This is a genomic window from Sphaerisporangium sp. NPDC005289, assembly GCF_040607455.1.
Taxonomy (GTDB): Bacteria; Actinomycetota; Actinomycetes; order Streptosporangiales; family Streptosporangiaceae; genus Sphaerisporangium; species Sphaerisporangium rhizosphaerae.
Map to the genome: position 1 here is coordinate 69,537 of NZ_JBEXGS010000020.1, position 18,797 is coordinate 88,333.

Below are 18,797 nucleotides of genomic sequence, written 5' to 3' on the forward strand. Positions count from 1 at the left end.
CGGACGACGCGCCGTATCACGGCATAAATCGGTGGCCGGTGAGGGCGCTCCGCTCTAACGTTTGACCACGTGGAGACTCTCAGCCGCCGCACGATCGCCGACGCCGGCGGCCGTCCGGTGCTCAGCTACGTCGAGGGCACCCGCGCCGGACGTCCGTACGCCGACCTGGTGGAGGTGCTCGGACCGGGCGCGCTCGACCTCATCCTCCGCGATATGCCCGGCTGGGTGGTCTCCGGCGACGAGAAGCTCGGCCGGCTGCTGATCGAGGCCGGCGGACGGCCACTGCGCCACGCCCACGTCCTGTCCCGTGACCTGCGCGCCGACCCCGCCCCGCCCGGCTGGGCCGAGACCGGCCACGGGGTCGTCGCCTGCGAGGCGGTGCCGCCGGCCGAGGTCTTCCCGGCCTGGCGCGCGGCCTACCCGCCCGGCCATCCCGACCGCGACCACGGCGACGACGCCACCGTCCTGCGCCGGGCTCTCACGCCACTGCTCTCCGGCGCCTCCTACGGCCCGCTGCTCCCCTGCGGCGGACTGCTGCTGCACGACCAGCGGGTGGTGGCCGGCGTCATGGTCGGCCGGCTGCGCGGAGAGCCCCCGTTCGGCGGGCCATGGGTGCTGGACGTCTTCCGCGACCCCCGCCCGCCGTTCGCGGGGCTCGGCGCCGTGATGCTGCGCCGCGCCCTGGCGCTGGCGACCCTGCACGGACTCGCCGCCCTCGGGTTGGCGGTCACCGACGGCAACCCGGCGCGGCGCCTGTACGAACGCCTCGGCTTCCGCCTCATCTCCTCCTCGATCACCGTGATCGTCCCCGGCTGACCGCCGCGTCCCGCCTCCCGGGCGGGCCAGGCGAGCGCGCAGCGCCGGCCGTCAGGAGCGCAGGAAGGCCAGGACGGCGAGCACCCGGCGGTGCTGGTCGCCGTCGTCGGCGAGCAGGCCGAGCTTGTTGAAGATGCTGCGCACGTGCTTCTCCACCGCCCCGTCGGTGATCACCATCAGGCGGCCGATGGCCGGGTTGGACCTTCCCTCGGCCATCAGGCCCAGCACCTCGCGCTCTCGCGGGGTCAGCGAGGCCAGCGGGTCGTCACGGCGGCGGCGCACCATGAGCTGGGCCACCACCTGCGGGTCGAAGACCGTTCCGCCCGCGGCCACCCGGCGCAGCCCGTCCATGAACTCCTCGACGTCGGCCACGCGGTCCTTCAGCAGGTAGCCGACCGCTCCGCGGGCGTCGGCGAGCAGGTCGTCGGCGTAGGACACCTCGACGTACTGCGAGAGGATCATCACCGGCGAGCCCGGCACCTGGCGGCGGGCCTTGACCGCGGCGCGCAGGCCCTCGTCGGTGAAGTCCGGCGGCATCCGCACGTCCACCACCGACACGTCCGGACGGTGTTCGGCGACGGCCCGCACCAGCCCGTCGCCGTCGCCCGCCTCGGCGACCACCTGGCAGCCGAACTCCTCCAGCAGCCGTACCAGGCCGGACCGGATGAGGACGGCGTCGTCGGCCACGACTACCCGCACGGCACCTCCGCGACGATCAGTGTGGGGCCGCCGGCCGGGGACTGCACGACCAGCTCGCCGTCCACCGCGCGCAGCCGGTCGGCCAGCCCGGCCAGCCCGTGCCCCTTGGCGACATGGGCGCCGCCGACCCCATCATCGCCGATCGACAGCAGCAGCGCGTCACCGGTGCGGTTCAACGACAGCGTGCACATCTGGGCCCGGCTGTGCTTGGCGATGTTGGTGAGCGCCTCGGCCGCCACGTAGTACACGGTGTTCTCCACCACGGCGGTGTACCGCTCGACGACCTGCACGTCCAGCTCGACCGGGACGGTGCAGCGGCCCGCGAGGGCGGCGAGCGCGGGGGCGAGGCCGCGATCGCTCAGGATCGGCGGGGCGATGCCGCGCGACAGCGCCCGCAGCTCGTCCAGCGTCTCGCGGGTCGCCGTGATGGCCTCCGCGAGCGTCGCGTGCGCGGCCTGCGGGTCCTTGTGCAGCTGGCGCTGGGCCCGCGACAGCTCCATCGCCAGGTACACCAGGCGCTGCTGCGGCCCGTCGTGGATGTCGCGCTCCAGCCGACGCAGCGCGCCGGCCTCGGCCGACACCGCGGCGGCCCGGCCCTCGGTGAGATCGTCGATGCGCTCGTGCAGCTCGGCCACGCCGGTCAGCAGGGCGCGGCCGATGCCCGCCCGCAGCAGGGCGGACCCACGTATGACGCCCGGCAGGGTGAGGCAGAACACCGCGCCCACGGACAGGTAGAACGCGCTGTTGACCAGGTAGCCGTCGCCCAGCCCGAGCAACTCGGGCAGCTCCTTGTTGCCGGGAATCCTGCCGGTGATCCACCCGTAGAGGGGGTAGAGCACGCTGCTGACCGCCACCGCCCACCACACCACGGTCACCACGAAGGTGGCGATCGCGATCGGGAACACCAGGATGCCGTGCAGCAGGTCCAGCCACGACTGGCCGCTGGTCAGCGGGTGCAGCATTCGGCGCACCCATCCGGCGCCCTGAGGGGCGCGGGGGTAGCGAGGGCGGGCGACCGGGCGGGCGAGGATCTCGGGCAGCATTCGCCGCTCGACGTCGGCGAACCCGCGGGCCACCAGCAGGGTCACGGCGAGGATCGGCAGGCCGACCAGCGCTGGGATGCTCCCGCCGCCCGCCGAGAGCCCGGCGATCAGGATGGCGAAGCTCACGACGCCCATGGGCAGCCCGAGCAGGGTGTAGCGGGTGTCGGCGCCGAGCCGCCTGAGGAGGAATCCCATGGCCACCAAGGTACGAGTCACGGCCCTCCCCGGTGCAGCCCGTTGGCAGGCGTCCCGTTGGTAGGGCTGGCCCTACCGTCCTTGGTGGCGTTCCCGGCCGTGAAAACACCGGTCCGCGTCACTGCGCCTGCCCCCTGCGCCGCGACAGGCTCAGCTCACTGAAACCCGCCGGAGTTCCCGCCCCGGCCGAACCTCCGGCTCCCGGCCGGCCGGTCCTCATCACCCGAGGATCCGGGCGGCCTCCCCCCTGGGGATCCACGGTCCCGGCCCGCGGCTCACCTGATTGCCGTGGCGGCTCGGGGGCCGTCCCGGTCGCTCGTCCGCAGCCACGCCGACAGACAGTTATGAGGTGCGCCGTGCCCGCGCTACTCGACAGACCACCGGCCCTCCCCGCGGTCCAGGTGACCGGCGGCGGCGCCGTCCGCCCGGCCGCCGCTCCCCCGCGCCACGGCCGCCCGGGCCGGGACGTGTTCATCGACCTGCTGCGCCTGTTCGGCATCGCCGTGGTGATGCTGGAGCACTGGAGCATCCCGGTCCTGTCCTACGACCACGGCCGCATCGCGACCGGCAACGCCTTCGCCGCCCCGGGCGCCTTCGTGATCACCTGGCTGTCCCAGGTGATGCCGCTGGTGTTCTTCGCCGGAGGGGCCGCCAACGCGATCAGCCACCGCGCGCACCGGGCCCGGGGGCTCGCCGGCCCGCTGTGGCTGGCCGGGCGCGTGCGCCGCCTGGCCTGGCCGGTGCTGCCGCTGGCGGCCGTGTGGATCCCGCTCCCCCACCTGCTGCTCGCCCTCGGCCTGCCGGCGCAGCCGGTGGAGACGGCCGCGCGCCTGGCCGGTCAGCTGCTCTGGTTCCTCGCGATCTACCTGGTCGCCGTCGTGCTGACCCCGGCGCTGCTGCACCTGGGCGAGCGGCACGGGTGGCGGGTGCCCGCCGCCCTGGCCGTGGCGGCGGTCGCGGTGGACGTGGTGCGCTTCACCTGCTGGGAGCCGGCCGGGTACCTCAACATCGGCCTGGTGTGGCTCGCGGTGCACCAGCTCGGCTTCCTGTACGCGAGCGGGCGGCTGGCCGGGGCGCGCCTGATGGCGGCGGGCGGCTTCGGCGCGGCGGCGGCGCTGGTGGCCTTCGGCCCCTACCCCGGCAGCATGATCGGCCTGCCCGGCGCGGCGAGCTCGAACATGGCGCCGCCGACCGTCGCGCTGCTCGCCGTGGCCTTCGGCCAGATCGGCCTGGCGATGCTGCTGCGCCCCCGCCTGGTGCGGCTGGCGTCCCGTCCCGTCGTCGCGCGCGCCATGGCGTGGGCGGGCCCGCGGATGATGACCGTGTACCTGTGGCACATGAGCGCGCTGTTCGTGGTCGCGGGCGTGAGCGTCGTCGGGCTCGGCCTGGCCACCCCCGCCCCGGGCGGCCCCGCCTGGCTGGCCGGGTGGCCGCTGTGGCTGGGCGCGCTGCTGCTCGTCCTGCGCCCGCTGCTCGCCCTGTTCGCCCGCTTCGAGGAGCCACCGGCCATGGCGTTCCGGACGACCGGATGGGCGCGCCCGGTCTGGGCGGCGGCGCTGTGCGGCGGCGGGCTGCTCGTCCTGACGGCGGCCGGCTTCGTCCCCGGCCCCCTTCCGATGCTCGGCGCCTGCGCCCTCACCGGCGGTCTCGCCCTGCTCACGCCGCCGTCCGCCCTGCGCTCCCGGCGAACCGTGCCGTCAACCACCGTCCACGCCGCGGCGGCGCACCGCTGAGGCGCCCGAGACGCGGACGGCACCGCTTTCTGGTACCACTCGCCGTGGCGGGTGGGGGGTCAGGGGGCGGGGGTCAGCCACACGTAGCCGGCGAATCTGCCGGTGACGTGCTCTCTGCGGTAGGAGTACAGGTCGCCGGTCTCGATGGTGCAGCGGGCGTCGTGCCGGACGTCGGCGACGCCGGCCCGCTTGAGCTGGGCGGCGATGCCGGCGCGCAGGTCCAGCGCCGGGGTGCCCTCACGGGTGACCGACCAGGCCTCCGGCAGTTCCTCCGCCACCTCGGCGCGCATCTCCCCCGGCACCTCGTAGCAGGCGCCGCACGCCATCGGGCCGACCAGGGCGACCAGGTCGCCGGCGCCGCGGGCGCGCATCGCGGCGACCAGCGCCGGCACCACCCCGGCGACCGTGCCGGCCCGTCCCGAGTGGGCCGCGCCGACCAGGCCGCGCGCCGGGTCGGCGAGCAGAACCGGCGCGCAGTCGGCGACCAGCACGGCCAGGCCGAGACCGGGGCGGTCGGTGCAGACGCCGTCCAGGGCGGGCGGCTGCTGCGCGAACGGCTCGGTCACGTAGGCGACGTCCGGGCTGTGGACCTGCCGCATGAACACCACGGCGCCCGGGTCGAGGCCGAACTCCCCGGCGGTCAGGGCGCGGTTGCGCGCCACCGCCGACGGATCGTCGCCGACCGCGCCGCCGAGGTTCCTGGTGTCGTACGGCCCGGCGCTGACGCCCCCGTGACGGTCGGTGAACGCCATCCGCACCCGGTCGATCGCAAGCACCACGCCAGCTTACTCAGTGCCTTCGATCGACCGGCCTGCGCCCGGGCACACCCCCGCGATCATGGTTCTGTTCCGTTTCACCCACCTGGCGGGCGGCGCTGATCTACCTTTGCATCTGCCCGGCGCCGGTGCGCCGGGGACGGACCGCACTACGACCGGGAGCCGACGACGTGGATGTCCCTTCACTGCCCATCGCCCTGCTCATCGCCGGCGGCGTCCTGCTCCTGGTCTGCCTGATGCTCGGCGTCTTCCACCGGTGACCACCCCGCCCGGGCGTCAAGGCCGGGCGCGCCCCCGCGGCGACGGACGTGGGTTGGACGACGCGCGGAACGTGACCTCGGGATAGCGCGAGGACGCTTTGTCGAGGATGGGCCGGCGCTGCGACTTCAGGTGCTGGTCGAGAAAGGCGGCCACGTACGTGCGGGTGAGCTCCGCCCCACGGGCGGCGGGCAGCATGCCGGGGAGAGGTTGCAGGCCGATGACCTCCGCCAGCAACGGGATGTCGGTGAAGGACTGGTGTTCGGCGTCCGGCAGCACGAGCCAGCGCTTCCACCCGGTCAGCAGCTTCCAGTCACGGTCCCAGGAGGTGTCACGGCCGCCCGGGACGTGCTCGCGCGACCCCATGAACATGAACGGCCGGGAGAGGCCGCTCTTGGGGATCCGGGCGTAGCCGGTGCCGTCCATGTCGATTCCGGCGCGTACGCGCGGGTCTTTCACCATGGCCGCCACGGCGGCGGCTCCGCCGATCGACTGGCCGACCATCGCGATCCTCCCGCGGTCGATCAGGCCGGAGTGCCGCCACGTGGAGGTCAGCTGGTCAAGGACGAAGGAGACGTCGGCGGCCCGGCCCTGGACCACTCCCGTGCCGAAACCGGGGTCGGTGTTGCTGTCGCAGGCCAGGCATTCGGCGATCCGGCCGCCGGACAGCGTGGTCACGTAGCTTTCGTAGGTGTGGTCGATGCCGGCCACGACATAGCCTCGGCCGGCGAGGTCCTCGGCCAGGGAGGTGAGGGTGCTCATCGGCTTGGTGAAGCCGGGTGAGAGCACCACCAGCGGGAGCCTTCGCCCCTCGGGTTCGGCGTCCTGGACGGCGTTGGTCCGCGTCCTGCTCAGCAGATCGTACGGCGCGGTCGACATCCCCGAGCCCCTCAGGAGCAGTTCTGCTTCCTTGGCCGTCATGTAGGGCGCGCGCGGCCCGTCGCGCCGCTTGGCCGGGTACCACAGGGTGACCTTGAGTTCTCTGGCGCCGGCGTCGGGATCCCAGGGATCGGGGCGGGAGGTGTCGGTCAGGTGCAGGACGGTGGTGCCCACTGGATGGGGGCCGGTGGGGGCGGGCAGGGCGGCGGGGCCGGACGGCGTGGCCCGCGGGGCGTCGGCTCTGGGCGGCGCGGGCGCGGAGCAGGCGGACGTGGCCAGGACGGCGAGTCCCGCGGCGAGGGCCAGGAGCTGTCTCATGGCGAGGTCCATCCTCATGTGTGCAGCAGGGTCAGGGCCTTGGCCAGGGCGGGGTCGCGTCCGGCGGCCGCGTCCTTCGGGGTCAGGGGCACGTAGTGGTCGGGCGGCACGCCGATGCGGTCGATGACCTCGCGGCGGGGCCCCAGGTGGTGCTTGGCGGGGAAACTCAGAATGGTGTTGTCGGCGAGCAGGTATCCCCGCGCCGGGCCGGAGATCACGCCGGCGGTTCTGGTGCCGACCAGCCGCCCGAGGCGCAGGTCCTTGACCGCGGAGCTGAAGTGCTCGCACGCCGAGGCGCAGCCGCGGTCGGTGAGCACCACCAGCGGCAGGTGGAGCAGTTCGACGGTGTCGTCGGTCGGCGCGGCCTGGCACGTGCCCTCTGCGGTGCACTGGTAGGCGGTGTCAGCGCCGTGGACGAAGGCGCTCAGCAACCGGGTCGCCTCCAGGGGGCTGCCGCCGCCGTTGCCGCGCAGGTCCAGCACGACGCCGGACAGCGTCCGGCCGGCGCGCAGCCTGGTGATCTCCCGCAGCACCCGGTTCGCGGAGTCGGAATCGAAGCCGGTCATCCGCACGTAGGCGATGTCGTCGTCCAGCCGCTTCGACCGCACCACCCGCAGAGCGGCCGGGTCCCGCGGGAAGAGGCCTGGCGTGAGCGTCACGCTCCAGCGGCGGCCGGTGCTCTGCCGCAGCAACCCCAGCCGCACCGGCCGCGCCTGCGGATACCTGGGGTAGAGGGCGGCGATGGCGCGCGTGCCCTCGCCGTCGACGAAGGGCGCCGAGCCGTTGATCGATTCGATGAGGTCGCCGGGACGCAGCCCGGCGGCCCGCGCCGCGCCGCCCGGCACGGCGGTGACGAACAGCGGGGCCAGGGCGGTGCCCGGCTCGGTGTCCGCCTGCGGGCCGCCGACGCTGGCCTCCAGACCCAGGCCGTAGCCGTCGCCGTCGTAGTAGCCGGGCGGCCGGCTGTCCTGGTGCGTCCAGCGGGCGTGGTCGTCGCCGAGGGCGGCCACGATGGCCTGGAGGGTGACGGCGGCCAGCTTGTCGCGCAGGCCGGGCGCCCGGTCGGTGATCGTGCGGAAGGCGGTCTCGAAGGCGGTCCAGTCGGCCCGGCGGTCACCGGTCAGCGCGGGCATGGCCGCCTCGGGCATGTCGCGTCCGTCGCGGTCGAGCTGCCGCGTCAGGGCGGCGAATCCGGCGGTCAGCAGCGACCGGGCGTCCAGCGTGGCGCCGCCGTAGTAGTTGCCGAGGATGCAGAAGTACGCCTGCCGGACGACGTCGATCGTGGTGGGCGTCTCCGCCTCCGCCGGGCCGTGGGGCGGCGCGCACACCGTACCGGCCGCCGTGCCCGCCTCGCGGCGCGGCGGCGCGGGGGCGGTGCAGGCCGCCGCCAGGAGAAGGGCGAGCCCGGCCGCCGCGGTCCTCACGGACGTCATGACACGCGCCTGCGGATCCACCGGAAGCAGAACCCTGTGAGGCCGAGGGTGAGCAGGGCGTAGATCCCGGTCTCGATCCACTGGAAGGGCCAGAAGCGCTCGAGGGGCTGGTAGGTCGCCCGCTGCCGGTAGCCCAGCCGGTTGATCTCGGCCGTGCACCCTCCCGCCATCGCTCCCTGCGGCGAGCAGGGTCCCGTCGTCGTGGAGACCGGGACCCCCCGCGCGACCGTCGTCGACGGTCCCGGGCCTCCGTCTCCGCTGGAGATCACGCGTCCGGTCTTATCCACCAGTTCGCTGGACAGGACCCAGGCGCCCGCGTGGCCGGGAACGGCCGACGTCCTCAGGAAGACCTGCAGGGATCCGCCCTTCGGGGCGCCGAAGCCGTCCACGTTCTCCCGGCCGAGCTCGAAGGTCCCCGCGACGGGGGGCATCAGGTGCGGGCGCACCAGCAGCGGCATCGCTATCTGGATCGCGACGAAGGCGGCCAGGGTGAGGGCCATGGCGGGCAGCGTGCGGCGCACCAGCATGCCCACGGTCACCCCCAGGACGAAGGCGAAGGCCGCGTATCCCATCGGGGCGATGCCGCGCGCGCCGAACACCACGGGAGCCATCTGCGCCATCTCCGGGACGGCCGACTTGTCCAACGGGGCCGACCACCAGGTCACCACCAGGCCGCAGAGGCAGGCGGCGGCCATGGCCGAAAGGCCCATGAGCCCGAGCTTGACCGCCAGCCACCGGCCGCGGCTGATGCTCTGGTTCCACACCAGCAGGTGGGTGCCGGCCTCCAGCTCGCGGGTGATCAGCGGCGCCCCCCAGAACAGCCCGGCCAGCGCCGGCAGGATCAGCACGACCATCGTGAGGGCCAGGAAGAGGGTGTCGTACTCGCCGAAGAACCGGTCGAAGAAGTCCAGGCAGGTGTTGTCCGGGGTGCAGGCGGCGATCCCGGCGGCGTAGTCGGATGCCAGTTTCGGGCCGGTCAGGGCCAGGGCGGCGGTGATGACCACGAGTACGGCGGCCATCATCGTGGCCGAGCCGCGGAACTGGCGCCAGGTCAGCCAGATCATCGCCGCACCTCCAGGGCGACCGGACCGTCGGCCTCGGTGCGCTGATCCATATAGGCCAGGACCAGGTCCTCCAGACTGAGCTGGGAGACCGTCCAGCCGGGGTCGTGAATCCGGGCGTCGTCGGCGCGGACCACGTACGTGCTCTCCCGCTCGGTGTGGCGGACGGAGACCACGTGCCCGCCGGGGTCGCGGCGCGGGCCGGTGAGCCGGCGATGGGCGGCCAGCAACGGCTCGACCTCCCCGGCCAGCCGGACGCGGGAGTCGACGAGCACGATCAGGTAGTCGCAGACGCGTTCCAGGTCGGAGACCAGGTGGGAGGAGAGCACCACGCTCAGCCCGTGCGCCGCGGCGGCCTCCGTCAGCCCCTGCAGGAACTCGCGGCGCGCCAGCGGGTCGAGCGACGCGACCGGCTCGTCCAGGATCAGCAGCTCGGGCCGCTTGGCCAGGCCCAGGGTGAGGGCGAGCTGGGCGCGCTGACCGCCCGACAGCCTGCCCGCCCGCTGGCCCGGGACGAGGCCCAGCCGAGCGACGCGCTCCCGTGCCAGGGCGCCGTCCCAGCGGGGGTTGAGCCGCGCCCCGAGCCGCAGGTGGTCGGCGACGGTCAGGCGCGCGTAGACGGGGGTGTCCTGGGCGACGAACCCGACCTTGGCGAGCTGCTCGGGCGTGTCCCCGGGCCGGCCGCCGAGCACGACGATGCCGCCCGTGCTCGGTTCGAGCTGGCCGCCGGCCAGCTTCAGCAACGTCGTCTTACCGGCTCCGTTGGGGCCCACCAGCCCCACGACGTGGCCCGCCGGGATGTCGATGGTGCACTCGCGCAGCGCCCAGCGCCTGCCGTACTTCCTGCCCAGTGCCTGGGCCTCCAAGGCAGCGATCATGCTATGTCCCCTCTTGAGGAGTGGTCGAAAGGATGATGGTGAAAGGGCCTCGATGCCTTCGCCGGCCCCCGGCGGCGACCCCTGCTCCGGACGGCGCGGCGGGATGGCGGGAACGAAACTAGGGACCACCCATGCCAGAGCGCGTCGGCCGCCGTACCGAGATCGCGTAGCTCCCGAGAACGAAGGGCCGCCGGGTCATCCCTGCGATGTACTCCCCTGGACCGTGGGCCCCGTCACGACGGCCGATGCGGCGGGGACGGGCAGGCGTGACAATGTGCCGGTGGAAACCGGTGAACGACCGCCGTGGTGGCGGCAGGTGCTCGACCCGGGCGGCCCGCTGGACGAGGACGACCAGGACCGGCGTGGCGAGCGGCTCCCGAAGCCGTCTCGCGCGGCCTTCGCCGCCGACGTGGTGATCGCCCTCCTTCTGGCGGTCGCCGCGGTCGCCGCGTCGGCGGGTCATCCCGTGCTCGGCTCCGGCGAGGACCAGGCCCACGTGGTCGAGCTCCTGCGGCTCGGACCCGCCGGCGCCCACCCGCCCGCCCCCGATCCCCCCGCGGCCCCCGATCCCCCCGCCGCTCCCGACCCCCCCGCCGCTCCCGACCCCCCCGCGGCTCCCGATGCCCCCACGGCTCCCGATGCCGCGACCGGCCGGCCCCTCTTTCATGGCGTCGCGCCCGACGGCCCGTCGGGCGGCGTGGTGCCCGACGATCCGTCCCGACTCTCCGGCCGGCCGTCCGGCGTCACGCCCGACGGCCCGTCCCCACTCTCCTGCCACCGGTCCCGCGTCACGCCCGACGGCCCGTCCCCACTCTCCTGCCACCGGCCCGGCATCGCAACCGTCCATCCTCCACCCGACGGGCCGCCCGCGTTCCTGGTGGCGATGACGGCGTTACCGCTGGCCCTACGGCGCCGCTACCCGCTACTCACCTTCTGGGTGGTGCTGGCCGCGGCGCAGGCCACCCACTCGTACGCCACCCTGATCACGGTGCTGACCTGCGCCGTCGCCGCGTACGGCGCCGCCGCCCACGGCCGCAACCGGGTACTGGCGATGGGGGGCCTCGTGCTCGCGGCGGGGCTCGCCGGTGGCGCCTTCCGGGACGTCACGCCCGAGCTGCCGAACTGGATGGGGCCGTTCGTCGTCCTGCTGAGCGTCGGCGTCGTCGGGAGCTTCGTCCGTTACTGGCGGCGACGGCTGGGAGCGAGCCACCACCGGTTCGCCGAGCTGCGGCAGACGCAGGCGGAGGCCATGCGCAGGGCCGTCGCCGAGGAGCGGTCCCGGATCGCCGCCGAGCTGCACGACGTGGTGACCCACAATGTCAGCGTGATGGTGATCCAGGCGGGCGCGGCGCGCAAGGTGATGGACGCCGAGCCGGAACAGTCGAAGCAGGCTCTGCTCGCGATCGAGTCGGGCGGCCGCGCCGCCATGTCCGAGCTGCGCCATCTCATGGGCCTGCTCGCCGGCCCGGGCGGCGACCGCCTCGACGGGCCCGCCGACGGGCTCGCGCCGCAGCCGGGGCTCGACCAGCTGGACGCCCTGGTGGAACGCGTCCGCGCCGCCGGAGTGCCGGTGCGCGTCACGGGGTCGCCGCCCGGGCCGCTGCCACCCGGCGTCGACCTGGCCGCCTACCGCGTCGTCCAGGAGGCCCTCACCAACACGATCAAGCACGCGGCCGGCGCCGCCGCGGCCGTGACGATCGGCCATGACGGCGACTGGCTCGAGATCGAGGTGACCGACACCGGCGGAGCGCGGACCGCCGGATCGCGCACCGGCGGCGGCAGAGGGCTGATCGGGCTGCGCGAGCGGCTCGCCGTCTACGGCGGGACCCTGGACGCCGGGCACATGGCCGGGGGCGGGTTCACGATCAGGGCCCGCGTCCCCTGGAGGACCGCATGACCGGCCGACTGCGCGCCGTCATCGCCGACGACCAGGCACTGGTGCGCACCGGATTCCGCATGATCCTCGCCGCCGACGGCATCGAGGTGGCGGCCGAGGCCGCCGACGGGGACGAGGCCATCGCCGCGGTCCGCCGCACCAGGCCCGACGTCGTGCTCATGGACATCCGGATGCCGCGGATGGACGGCCTGGAAGCCACCCGGCGGATCCTCGCCGGCGGCGCCGAGGACACCCGCGTACTGATCCTGACCACCTACGACCTCGACCACTACGTGTACGCGGCGCTCGCCGCGGGAGCGAGCGGGTTCCTGCTCAAGGACGTCACCCCCGAGCACCTGGTGGCCGCGGTGCGGCTCGTGCGCTCCGGCGACGCCCTGCTCGCGCCCACCATCACCCGCCGCCTGGTCGAACGTTTCGCCCGCCGCGACACCGTGCGGCCCGCCCTCCACCGCGACCTCTCCCAGCTCACGCCCCGGGAACTGGACGTGCTGCGCCTGCTCGCCACCGGCCTCAGCAACGCCGAACTCGCCGACCGGCTGACCCTCAGCGTGGCCACGGTGAAGACCCACGTCGCCCGCGTCCTGTCCAAACTGGGCCTGCGCGACCGCGTCCAGGCCGTGGTCGTCGCCTACGAAACCGGCCTCATCTCGCCCGGCGACCCCACCTGACCTACCTGGAAGACGATGCATTTGCGGGCGAGGCCGCGGTCGGCACCTGCTTGAAGGCCTCAGCCCGCTCTCAAGCGGACCGGACGAGGTTCACGGTGCTGTGGAAGCGAGTGCGTCCAACGGGTCGGCCAGGACGCGGGAGAAAGCGAGTTCCGCCGCGCCGACCAATGGGGCGTCATCGCGCAGCATCGAGGTGCGCAACCCTACCCCCCGGGAGACGGGCAGGACACTAGCCGCCACGCGCGCGTGGACCTGGGGTGCCGCACCCGGGTAGATGTCGCCGAGTGTGCCGCCGAAGACGACGACTCCGGGGTTGAAGAGGTTGATCAGGTTGACCACGCCGATCCCGAGCCAGTCGCCGACACGGTCCAAGGCCTTGCGGGCGGCCTCGTCACCGTTCTCGGCCGCTTCCACGACGGCTCGTACGCCATCCCGCCCGCCCGGCCCGCTGGTGCGTCCGGACGCCTCCAGCAGCGCCGCCTCGCCCACTTCTGCCTCCAGGCAGCCGCGCGAACCGCAGTTGCAGGAACGGCCGCCAAAGGGATTAACGATCATGTGCCCGAGTTCGGCGCCGTAGCCGTCATCGCCGCCCAGCAGCCTGCCGCCCACGATGATGCCACCACCCACCCCGACATCCCCATGCAGGTAGACAAGATTCTGGTGGCCGATGCCCGCTCCGCGTTCATGCTCGGCCAGCGCGCCCAGGTGGGCTTCGTTGCCGACTGCCACGGGCAGCCCCAGCCGCCGGCTGAGCGCGGGCACGAAATCCAGGTCGGTCCAGCCCACGTTGGGAGCCAGGAGCACCATCCCGTCGGCGGCCCTGACCAGACCGCAGTACGACGTGCCGACCCCGAGGCACCTCGCGCTCCGGGGCGCCGCGTCCACGAGCGCGCGGCCGAACCCGGCCAGGACACCGACCACCTCGTCGAGATCGGCATGCCTGCTTCGCCGCCGGGGCGCCTCCCTGCGCTCCAGTACCGGACCGCCGAGCCCGACCCTGGCGGCGACCAGCCGATCCACCGCCACATCGAAAGCCAGCACATACCACCGGCCGCTCTCAGGCCGCACCACCAGCGACGGCCGACCCGCCCGACCCGTCGTACCCGAAGCCTCCTCACGCACCAGACCCGCAGCCGTGAGCTGCGTGGCCAGCGCCAGGATCGTGCTGCGGTTCAGGCCCAGCCGGTTCGCCAGCGCCGCACGCGAGATCGGCCCTGCCAGATGCACCTGCCGCAGCACCGCCCCGAGATGGTGTCTGCGGATTTCCTCCTGCGGAGTGTCGCCCTTCACGGCACTAGTAGTGCCATCGCCGGCATCACGTACCGGACCCACCGGCGCGGCCCCGACGCTTCATCGCTCATGAACCCCGACGCTACCGGTCGCGACCGAGATCCTTTCCCTCAACGTCGAAGACCTCGACCTCGACAACCGCCGCGCCCCCTGCGATCCAGAAGCATTCGGAGTCGGGGCGCGAGCGAAGCGGTGTGGTGCGGCTGCGGGTGTGCGACGACGGCGAGAGGGCGCGGGTGGAAGTGGTCGACGAGGGGTCGGCGGAGAGCGTCCCTCAGGTTCCGGCTCAGGTCGATCTCCTGAGTGAGGGCGGCCGTGGCCTGTGGCTGGTCCGTGAGCTGTCATCGGCATGGGGATGGGAACAGACCGGCGCACACCGCACGGTCTGGTTCGAGATCAAGGCGTGACCGGCTCCATCGCGGTCCGTCACTCGCGCGGCGGCGGGCCTCGGGCAGGGCGAAGGTCGCCTTCAGGAAGGCCGCGCCGAAGGCACCGTTTTCGGGCACCGAGCCGGGCTCACCTGAGCCGGCCCCGGTCCGGGTGAGCGGACCGGGGGGCGGGTCATTTCAGGGATTGGTAGAGGGCCTGGGTGCGGGTGGCTATGGCGGGCCAGCTGAAGTGGTCGACGGCGCGGCGGCGGCCGGCCTGGCCCATGGCGGCGGCGAGGGACGGGTCGTCCAGGAGCCGGGTCACCCGGGCGGCGATGGCGTCCGCGAACGCGGCCGGGGCGAGCGGCTCGCCGTCGGCGCCCTGCTCGATGGGGACGAGCAGGCCGGTCTCGCCGTCGGCGACGACCTCGGGGATGCCGCCGGTCGCGGTGGCCACCACGGCGGTCTCGCAGGCCATGGCCTCCAGGTTGACGATGCCCATCGGCTCGTAGACCGAGGGGCAGACGAACACGGCGGCGCGGGTGAGGATCTGGATGACCTGCGGCCTGGGGAGCATCTGGGATATCCACACGACGCCCGACCTGCTCGCGCGCAGGTCCTCGACCAGCCCGGTCACCTCCGCGGCGATCTCGGGGGTGTCGGGGGCTCCGGCGCACAGGACGAGCTGGGCCTGCGGTGGCAGCGAGCGGGCGGCGCGCAGCAGGTGGGCCAGCCCCTTCTGGCGGGTGATGCGCCCGACGAAGACGACGTAGGGCCTGGCGGGGTCGATGCCGTGCGCGAGCAGGACGTCGGTGCCGTGGTCGGGGGCGTACTCCTGGGTGTCGATGCCGTTGTGGACGACGGTCACCCGCTCGGGCGCGATCTCCGGGTAGCAGGCGAGGACGTCGCGCCGCATGCCCTCCGACACCGCGATGACCGCGTCGGCGTTCAGCAGCGCCGTGCGCTCGGCGAAGCCGGACAGGGCGTAGCCGCCGCCGAGCTGCTCGGCCTTCCACGGGCGCAGCGGCTCCAGGCTGTGGGTGGTGACCACGTGCGGCACCCCGTACAGCAGCTTGGCGACGTGCCCGGCGAAGTTGGCGTACCAGGTGTGGCTGTGCACGACGTCCGCACCCTCGCACGCGGCGGCCATCTCCAGGTCCACGCCGAGCACCTGCAGGGCCGGGTTGGCGGACGCGAGGCCGCCGGGGACGCCGTAGGCGTCGACGCCGCCCTCCTCGCGACGCGCGCCGAAGCAGCGCACCCGCACGTCCAGCAGACTCCGCAGTTCTCTGGCGAGATATTCGACATGGACTCCGGCGCCGCCGTACACCTCGGGCGGGTACTCACGGCTCAGCAGATCGACGCGCATGCGTAAACCTTAATGGTCCAGGGTGTTTCGTCGGGTTTAGCTGGGTAAAGCCGGGTAACGTCGGTGCTATGACGACGCCCAAAATCCTCGCGATCGTGCTGGCCGGTGGCGAGGGGAAGCGGCTGATGCCGCTCACGGCCGACCGGGCCAAGCCGGCGGTGCCCTTCGGAGGGATCTACCGGCTGGTCGACTTCGTGCTGTCGAACCTGACCAACGGCGGCTACCTCAAGATCGTCGTCCTGACCCAGTACAAGAGCCACAGCCTCGACCGCCACGTCACCCGCACCTGGCGCATGTCGACGATGCTCGGCAACTACGTCACCCCGGTGCCCGCCCAGCAGCGGCTCGGCCCCCGCTGGTTCGCGGGTTCGGCGGACGCGCTGTTCCAGAACCTGAACCTGATCTACGACGAGCTGCCCGAGCACTGCATCGTCTTCGGGGCCGACCACATCTACCGCATGGACCCGCGGCAGATGGTGGAGCAGCACATCGACTCGGGCGCCGACGTCACGGTCGCCGCCATCCGCCAGCCACTGGCGCTCGCCGACCAGTTCGGGGTGATCGAGACCGACCCCGCCGGGCACCGGATCGTGGCCTTCCGTGAGAAGCCCACCGACCCCATCGGCCTGCCGGACGCCCCCGACCAGGTCTACGCCTCCATGGGCAACTACGTCTTCAAGACCCAGGCGATGATCGACGCGCTCAGGGAGGACGCCCTCGACCCGAGCAGCAAGCACGACCTGGGCGGCAACATCATCCCCATGTTCGTCAAGTCCGGCGGCGCCGAGGTCTACGACTTCGCCCACAACGCCGTCCCGGGCTCCACCGAGCGCGACCGCGGCTACTGGCGGGACGTCGGGACCCTGGACGCCTACTACGAGGCGCACATGGACCTGGTGTCGGTGCACCCGGTGTTCAACCTCTACAACGACCGCTGGCCGATCTACACCGGCCACGACCCGCTGCCGCCGGCCAAGTTCGTCCACAACGACGGCGACCGCGTCGGGCACGCCATCGACTCGCTGGTCTCGCCGGGCGTGATCGTCTCAGGCGCCACCGCCGTGCGCTCGATCCTGTCGCCGGGCGTGGTGCTGCACTCCCACTCCCTGGTGGAGGACTCGGTGCTCATGGGGAGCGTCAAGGTCGGCCGGGGGGCGATCGTCCGCCGGGCCATCATCGACAAGAACGTGGTGATCCCCGACGGCGCCCGCATCGGCCTGGATCTGGAGTTCGACCGCTCCCGCTTCGCGGTGACGCGCGAGGGCGTGGTGGTGATCGGCAAGAACGAGGTGGTCGAGCGCTGATCGGCGCGCGGTGCGCCGGACACGGGAGGGCGCGTCGCCTACGGCCGGGGTGCGGAGTGCGGGGCGTCCGGTGTGTCCAGATATCTTGCCTATGGCGAGTGATTTCATGGCAGCGCGTGAGCGGGCCATCGCACCACATGGGTAGGGCAGAGACATGACCGGACGCGGCCCCGACGACATGGGCGACGACGAGCAGCTGACCGAGATCGAGGAGTGGACCGACAACCTCCCCATCGGTCACGAGATCGTGGGCGACGATCCGGCCGACCGGGACGGCATCTCGCGCCGGTTGTGGCAGGAGGCCCCCGAACGCGCCCATGTGCCGCGCGAGGAGTACCGCTTCGTGGCGCCGGACGAGGGCGCCCACCCCGACGAGGAGTCCGAGGAGTACGCCTCGGAGGTCGGCGCGGACGACGGCGACTTCTCCGCCGAGGAACGCGCCATGCACATCGAACGCGACTGAGCGGCCGCTACGGGGACGAGGGGGCCCGAGGAGGGCTGTCACGGGGCGCGAGGGCCGAGGGGGCTTGCGACGGGCGCGAGGGGCCTGAGGGGGCTTGTGACGGGAGGGCGGCCCCGTCGGTCACGGGGCTGACGGCGGGAGCCGGTGCGCTTCACGGCTCTTTCTCGTCGTCATATCTTTCGGCTTATATCGTGCGATCTGCGCCCGGGCCGCCATTCCATTCGCGGCGGTGGAACCGGGTCGCCGGCGGTGATTCTGCGGTACCGGCCGGGTGGGGCTTTTCTGGGTGCCGGGTCGCGGTCATTTTCTCCCGGGGCGTTCGGCGGGGCGATCGTCTTTCTGTCGTGAATTCGGTCGCCGGTCAGTCCCAGGTGGTTCCGGCGGTGCGGGAGTAACCGTCCCACGTGGTGCCCGCGGTGCGCGAGGCGGCGTCCCAGGTGGTGCCGGCGGAACGGGTGGCGGTGGCGGCGGAGAAAGCGGTGGAGGTCATTTCGTTCTCTCTTTTCTCGAGGGCTTTTCGTTTCGTCCTTGCACGAACAACTCTCCGGCATTCACGGCCCCCGGGCCAGACGATTCGGCGGCAGCAAGCTGCACGGCCGTGACCGCTTCCTGCCATCGGGCGGCGCGCGTGCCGGCCGGGCCGCCGGCGCTCCTGGCGGGAGCCGCCCGCGAGGAGGCCGGACGCGGGCGCGCCGAGGGAACGCGCTGGCGCGGAGGGGGGTGCGGGGAGGGGGAAGACGTCTCGGACGACGGGGCCACGGGCTGCGGGGCGGAGCGGGGAGCCGCTCGCGTCGCCGGGCGTCGCATCCGGTCGGCCGGGCCGAGGGGAATTCCCATATCCGGTGCCGGCCGGGTTTTATCTGGTTCTCCCGCCGTCGTCGCGGACCGGTGGTCCGTTCGCACCGGCGGGGTGTTTCTTCTCTGTGCCGTCGGCGGGCGGTGCCGCCGGTCTTTTCTGTCGGAAAGGGTTTCTCAGCGGGACATCAACGGACGGGGCCTGTTATCCGGGCGGGATATATCGTCAGTCCCAGGTGGTTCCGGCGGTGCGGGAGTAACCGTCCCACGTGGTGCCCGCGGTGCGCGAGGCGGCGTCCCAGGTGGTGCCGGCGGAACGGGTGGCGGTGGCGGCGGAGAAAGCGGTGGAGGTCATTTCTTTTACTCTTTTCCGGAGTGTTTTCGTTTTGTCCTTGCACGAACAACTCTCCGGCATTCAAGCCCCCCGGACCAGACGATTCGGCGGCAGCAAGCTGCACGCCCGTGGCCGTTTCCTGCCACCTCTCCGCCGCCAGGTCCCGGACGATCTGCCAGATCCGGTGCGATTCGGGCGTCCGGCCGCGCTACAGTCCCCG

General features: G+C 73.1%; 18 protein-coding genes. 7 read left to right on the top strand and 11 right to left on the bottom strand.

Annotated elements, in window-relative coordinates:
• Window positions 1–69 precede the first annotated feature (69 nt).
• The gene (locus ABZT47_RS29285) at window positions 70–816 is read left to right on the top strand and encodes a GNAT family N-acetyltransferase (protein ID WP_354848964.1); all 747 of its coding nucleotides are present in this window, start codon (window positions 70–72) and stop codon (window positions 814–816) included.
• Window positions 817–867: 51 nt separating this feature from the next.
• On the opposite strand, the gene ABZT47_RS29290 is transcribed toward ABZT47_RS29285, so the two are convergent.
• Together ABZT47_RS29290 and ABZT47_RS29295 are read right to left on the bottom strand one after the other, a co-directional pair.
• Window positions 868–1,515, bottom strand: coding sequence for a response regulator transcription factor (locus ABZT47_RS29290; RefSeq protein ID WP_354848966.1), 648 nt, complete (start codon window positions 1,513–1,515; stop codon window positions 868–870).
• Complete coding sequence (locus ABZT47_RS29295; protein ID WP_354848969.1) at window positions 1,506–2,753, bottom strand: sensor domain-containing protein; 1,248 nt, start codon at window positions 2,751–2,753, stop codon at window positions 1,506–1,508. Before ABZT47_RS29295 ends, ABZT47_RS29290 begins: the two co-directional genes overlap by 10 nt.
• Before the next feature lie 356 nt (window positions 2,754–3,109).
• Here ABZT47_RS29295 and ABZT47_RS29300 point away from each other — a divergent pair, with 356 nt between their 5' ends.
• A complete protein-coding gene (locus tag ABZT47_RS29300) occupies window positions 3,110–4,486 on the top strand; it encodes an acyltransferase family protein (protein ID WP_354848971.1) in 1,377 nt (458 codons plus the stop codon).
• 59 nt (window positions 4,487–4,545) lie between these two features.
• On the opposite strand, the gene pgeF is transcribed toward ABZT47_RS29300, so the two are convergent.
• From pgeF to ABZT47_RS29325, 5 genes are all read right to left on the bottom strand, one after another.
• Complete coding sequence (gene pgeF / locus ABZT47_RS29305; RefSeq protein WP_354849204.1) at window positions 4,546–5,238, bottom strand: peptidoglycan editing factor PgeF; 693 nt, start codon at window positions 5,236–5,238, stop codon at window positions 4,546–4,548.
• Between the two features lie 300 nt (window positions 5,239–5,538).
• Entirely contained in the window at window positions 5,539–6,717 is a 1,179-nt protein-coding gene (locus ABZT47_RS29310; RefSeq protein WP_354848974.1) for an alpha/beta hydrolase, read from the bottom strand.
• 14 nt (window positions 6,718–6,731) lie between these two features.
• Entirely contained in the window at window positions 6,732–8,150 is a 1,419-nt protein-coding gene (locus ABZT47_RS29315; protein WP_354848977.1) for a S41 family peptidase, read from the bottom strand.
• Window positions 8,147–9,214 (bottom strand): ABC transporter permease, encoded by a 1,068-nt coding sequence (locus ABZT47_RS29320; protein ID WP_354848979.1) that lies wholly within the window; start codon window positions 9,212–9,214, stop codon window positions 8,147–8,149. The genes ABZT47_RS29315 and ABZT47_RS29320 overlap by 4 nt, the downstream gene beginning before the upstream one ends.
• Window positions 9,211–10,089, bottom strand: coding sequence for an ABC transporter ATP-binding protein (locus tag ABZT47_RS29325; RefSeq protein ID WP_354848982.1), 879 nt, complete (start codon window positions 10,087–10,089; stop codon window positions 9,211–9,213). Before ABZT47_RS29325 ends, ABZT47_RS29320 begins: the two co-directional genes overlap by 4 nt.
• A gap of 280 nt (window positions 10,090–10,369) precedes the next feature.
• Between ABZT47_RS29325 and ABZT47_RS29330 the strand changes: the two genes are divergently transcribed.
• Window positions 10,370–11,986 carry a histidine kinase gene (locus ABZT47_RS29330; RefSeq protein WP_354848985.1) on the top strand — a complete coding sequence of 539 codons (1,617 nt, stop codon included), beginning with the start codon at window positions 10,370–10,372 and terminating at the stop codon, window positions 11,984–11,986.
• A complete protein-coding gene (locus tag ABZT47_RS29335; protein ID WP_354848987.1) occupies window positions 11,983–12,654 on the top strand; it encodes a response regulator transcription factor in 672 nt (223 codons plus the stop codon). Before ABZT47_RS29330 ends, ABZT47_RS29335 begins: the two co-directional genes overlap by 4 nt.
• A 90-nt stretch (window positions 12,655–12,744) precedes the next feature.
• Here ABZT47_RS29335 and ABZT47_RS29340 read toward each other — a convergent pair whose 3' ends face one another.
• Window positions 12,745–13,944 (bottom strand): ROK family transcriptional regulator, encoded by a 1,200-nt coding sequence (locus ABZT47_RS29340; protein ID WP_354848990.1) that lies wholly within the window; start codon window positions 13,942–13,944, stop codon window positions 12,745–12,747.
• A gap of 155 nt (window positions 13,945–14,099) precedes the next feature.
• Here ABZT47_RS29340 and ABZT47_RS29345 point away from each other — a divergent pair, with 155 nt between their 5' ends.
• The gene (locus ABZT47_RS29345) at window positions 14,100–14,351 is read left to right on the top strand and encodes an ATP-binding protein (RefSeq protein ID WP_354849207.1); all 252 of its coding nucleotides are present in this window, start codon (window positions 14,100–14,102) and stop codon (window positions 14,349–14,351) included.
• A 154-nt stretch (window positions 14,352–14,505) separates the two neighbouring features.
• Here the strand turns inward: ABZT47_RS29345 and glgA are convergent, their stop codons facing one another.
• Window positions 14,506–15,681 (bottom strand): glycogen synthase, encoded by a 1,176-nt coding sequence (gene glgA, locus ABZT47_RS29350; protein WP_354848992.1) that lies wholly within the window; start codon window positions 15,679–15,681, stop codon window positions 14,506–14,508.
• Between the two features lie 68 nt (window positions 15,682–15,749).
• Between glgA and glgC the strand changes: the two genes are divergently transcribed.
• Complete coding sequence (glgC, locus tag ABZT47_RS29355) at window positions 15,750–16,985, top strand: glucose-1-phosphate adenylyltransferase (protein ID WP_354848995.1); 1,236 nt, start codon at window positions 15,750–15,752, stop codon at window positions 16,983–16,985.
• 154 nt (window positions 16,986–17,139) lie between these two features.
• Window positions 17,140–17,448, top strand: coding sequence for a DUF5709 domain-containing protein (locus tag ABZT47_RS29360; protein WP_354848997.1), 309 nt, complete (start codon window positions 17,140–17,142; stop codon window positions 17,446–17,448).
• A gap of 361 nt (window positions 17,449–17,809) precedes the next feature.
• Here the strand turns inward: ABZT47_RS29360 and ABZT47_RS29365 are convergent, their stop codons facing one another.
• Window positions 17,810–17,938 carry a hypothetical protein gene (locus tag ABZT47_RS29365; protein WP_354849000.1) on the bottom strand — a complete coding sequence of 43 codons (129 nt, stop codon included), beginning with the start codon at window positions 17,936–17,938 and terminating at the stop codon, window positions 17,810–17,812.
• Window positions 17,939–18,469: 531 nt separating this feature from the next.
• Window positions 18,470–18,598: a hypothetical protein gene (locus tag ABZT47_RS29370; RefSeq protein WP_354849000.1), complete on the bottom strand. Its 129-nt coding sequence runs from the start codon at window positions 18,596–18,598 to the stop codon at window positions 18,470–18,472.
• Window positions 18,599–18,797: the final 199 nt, after the last annotated feature.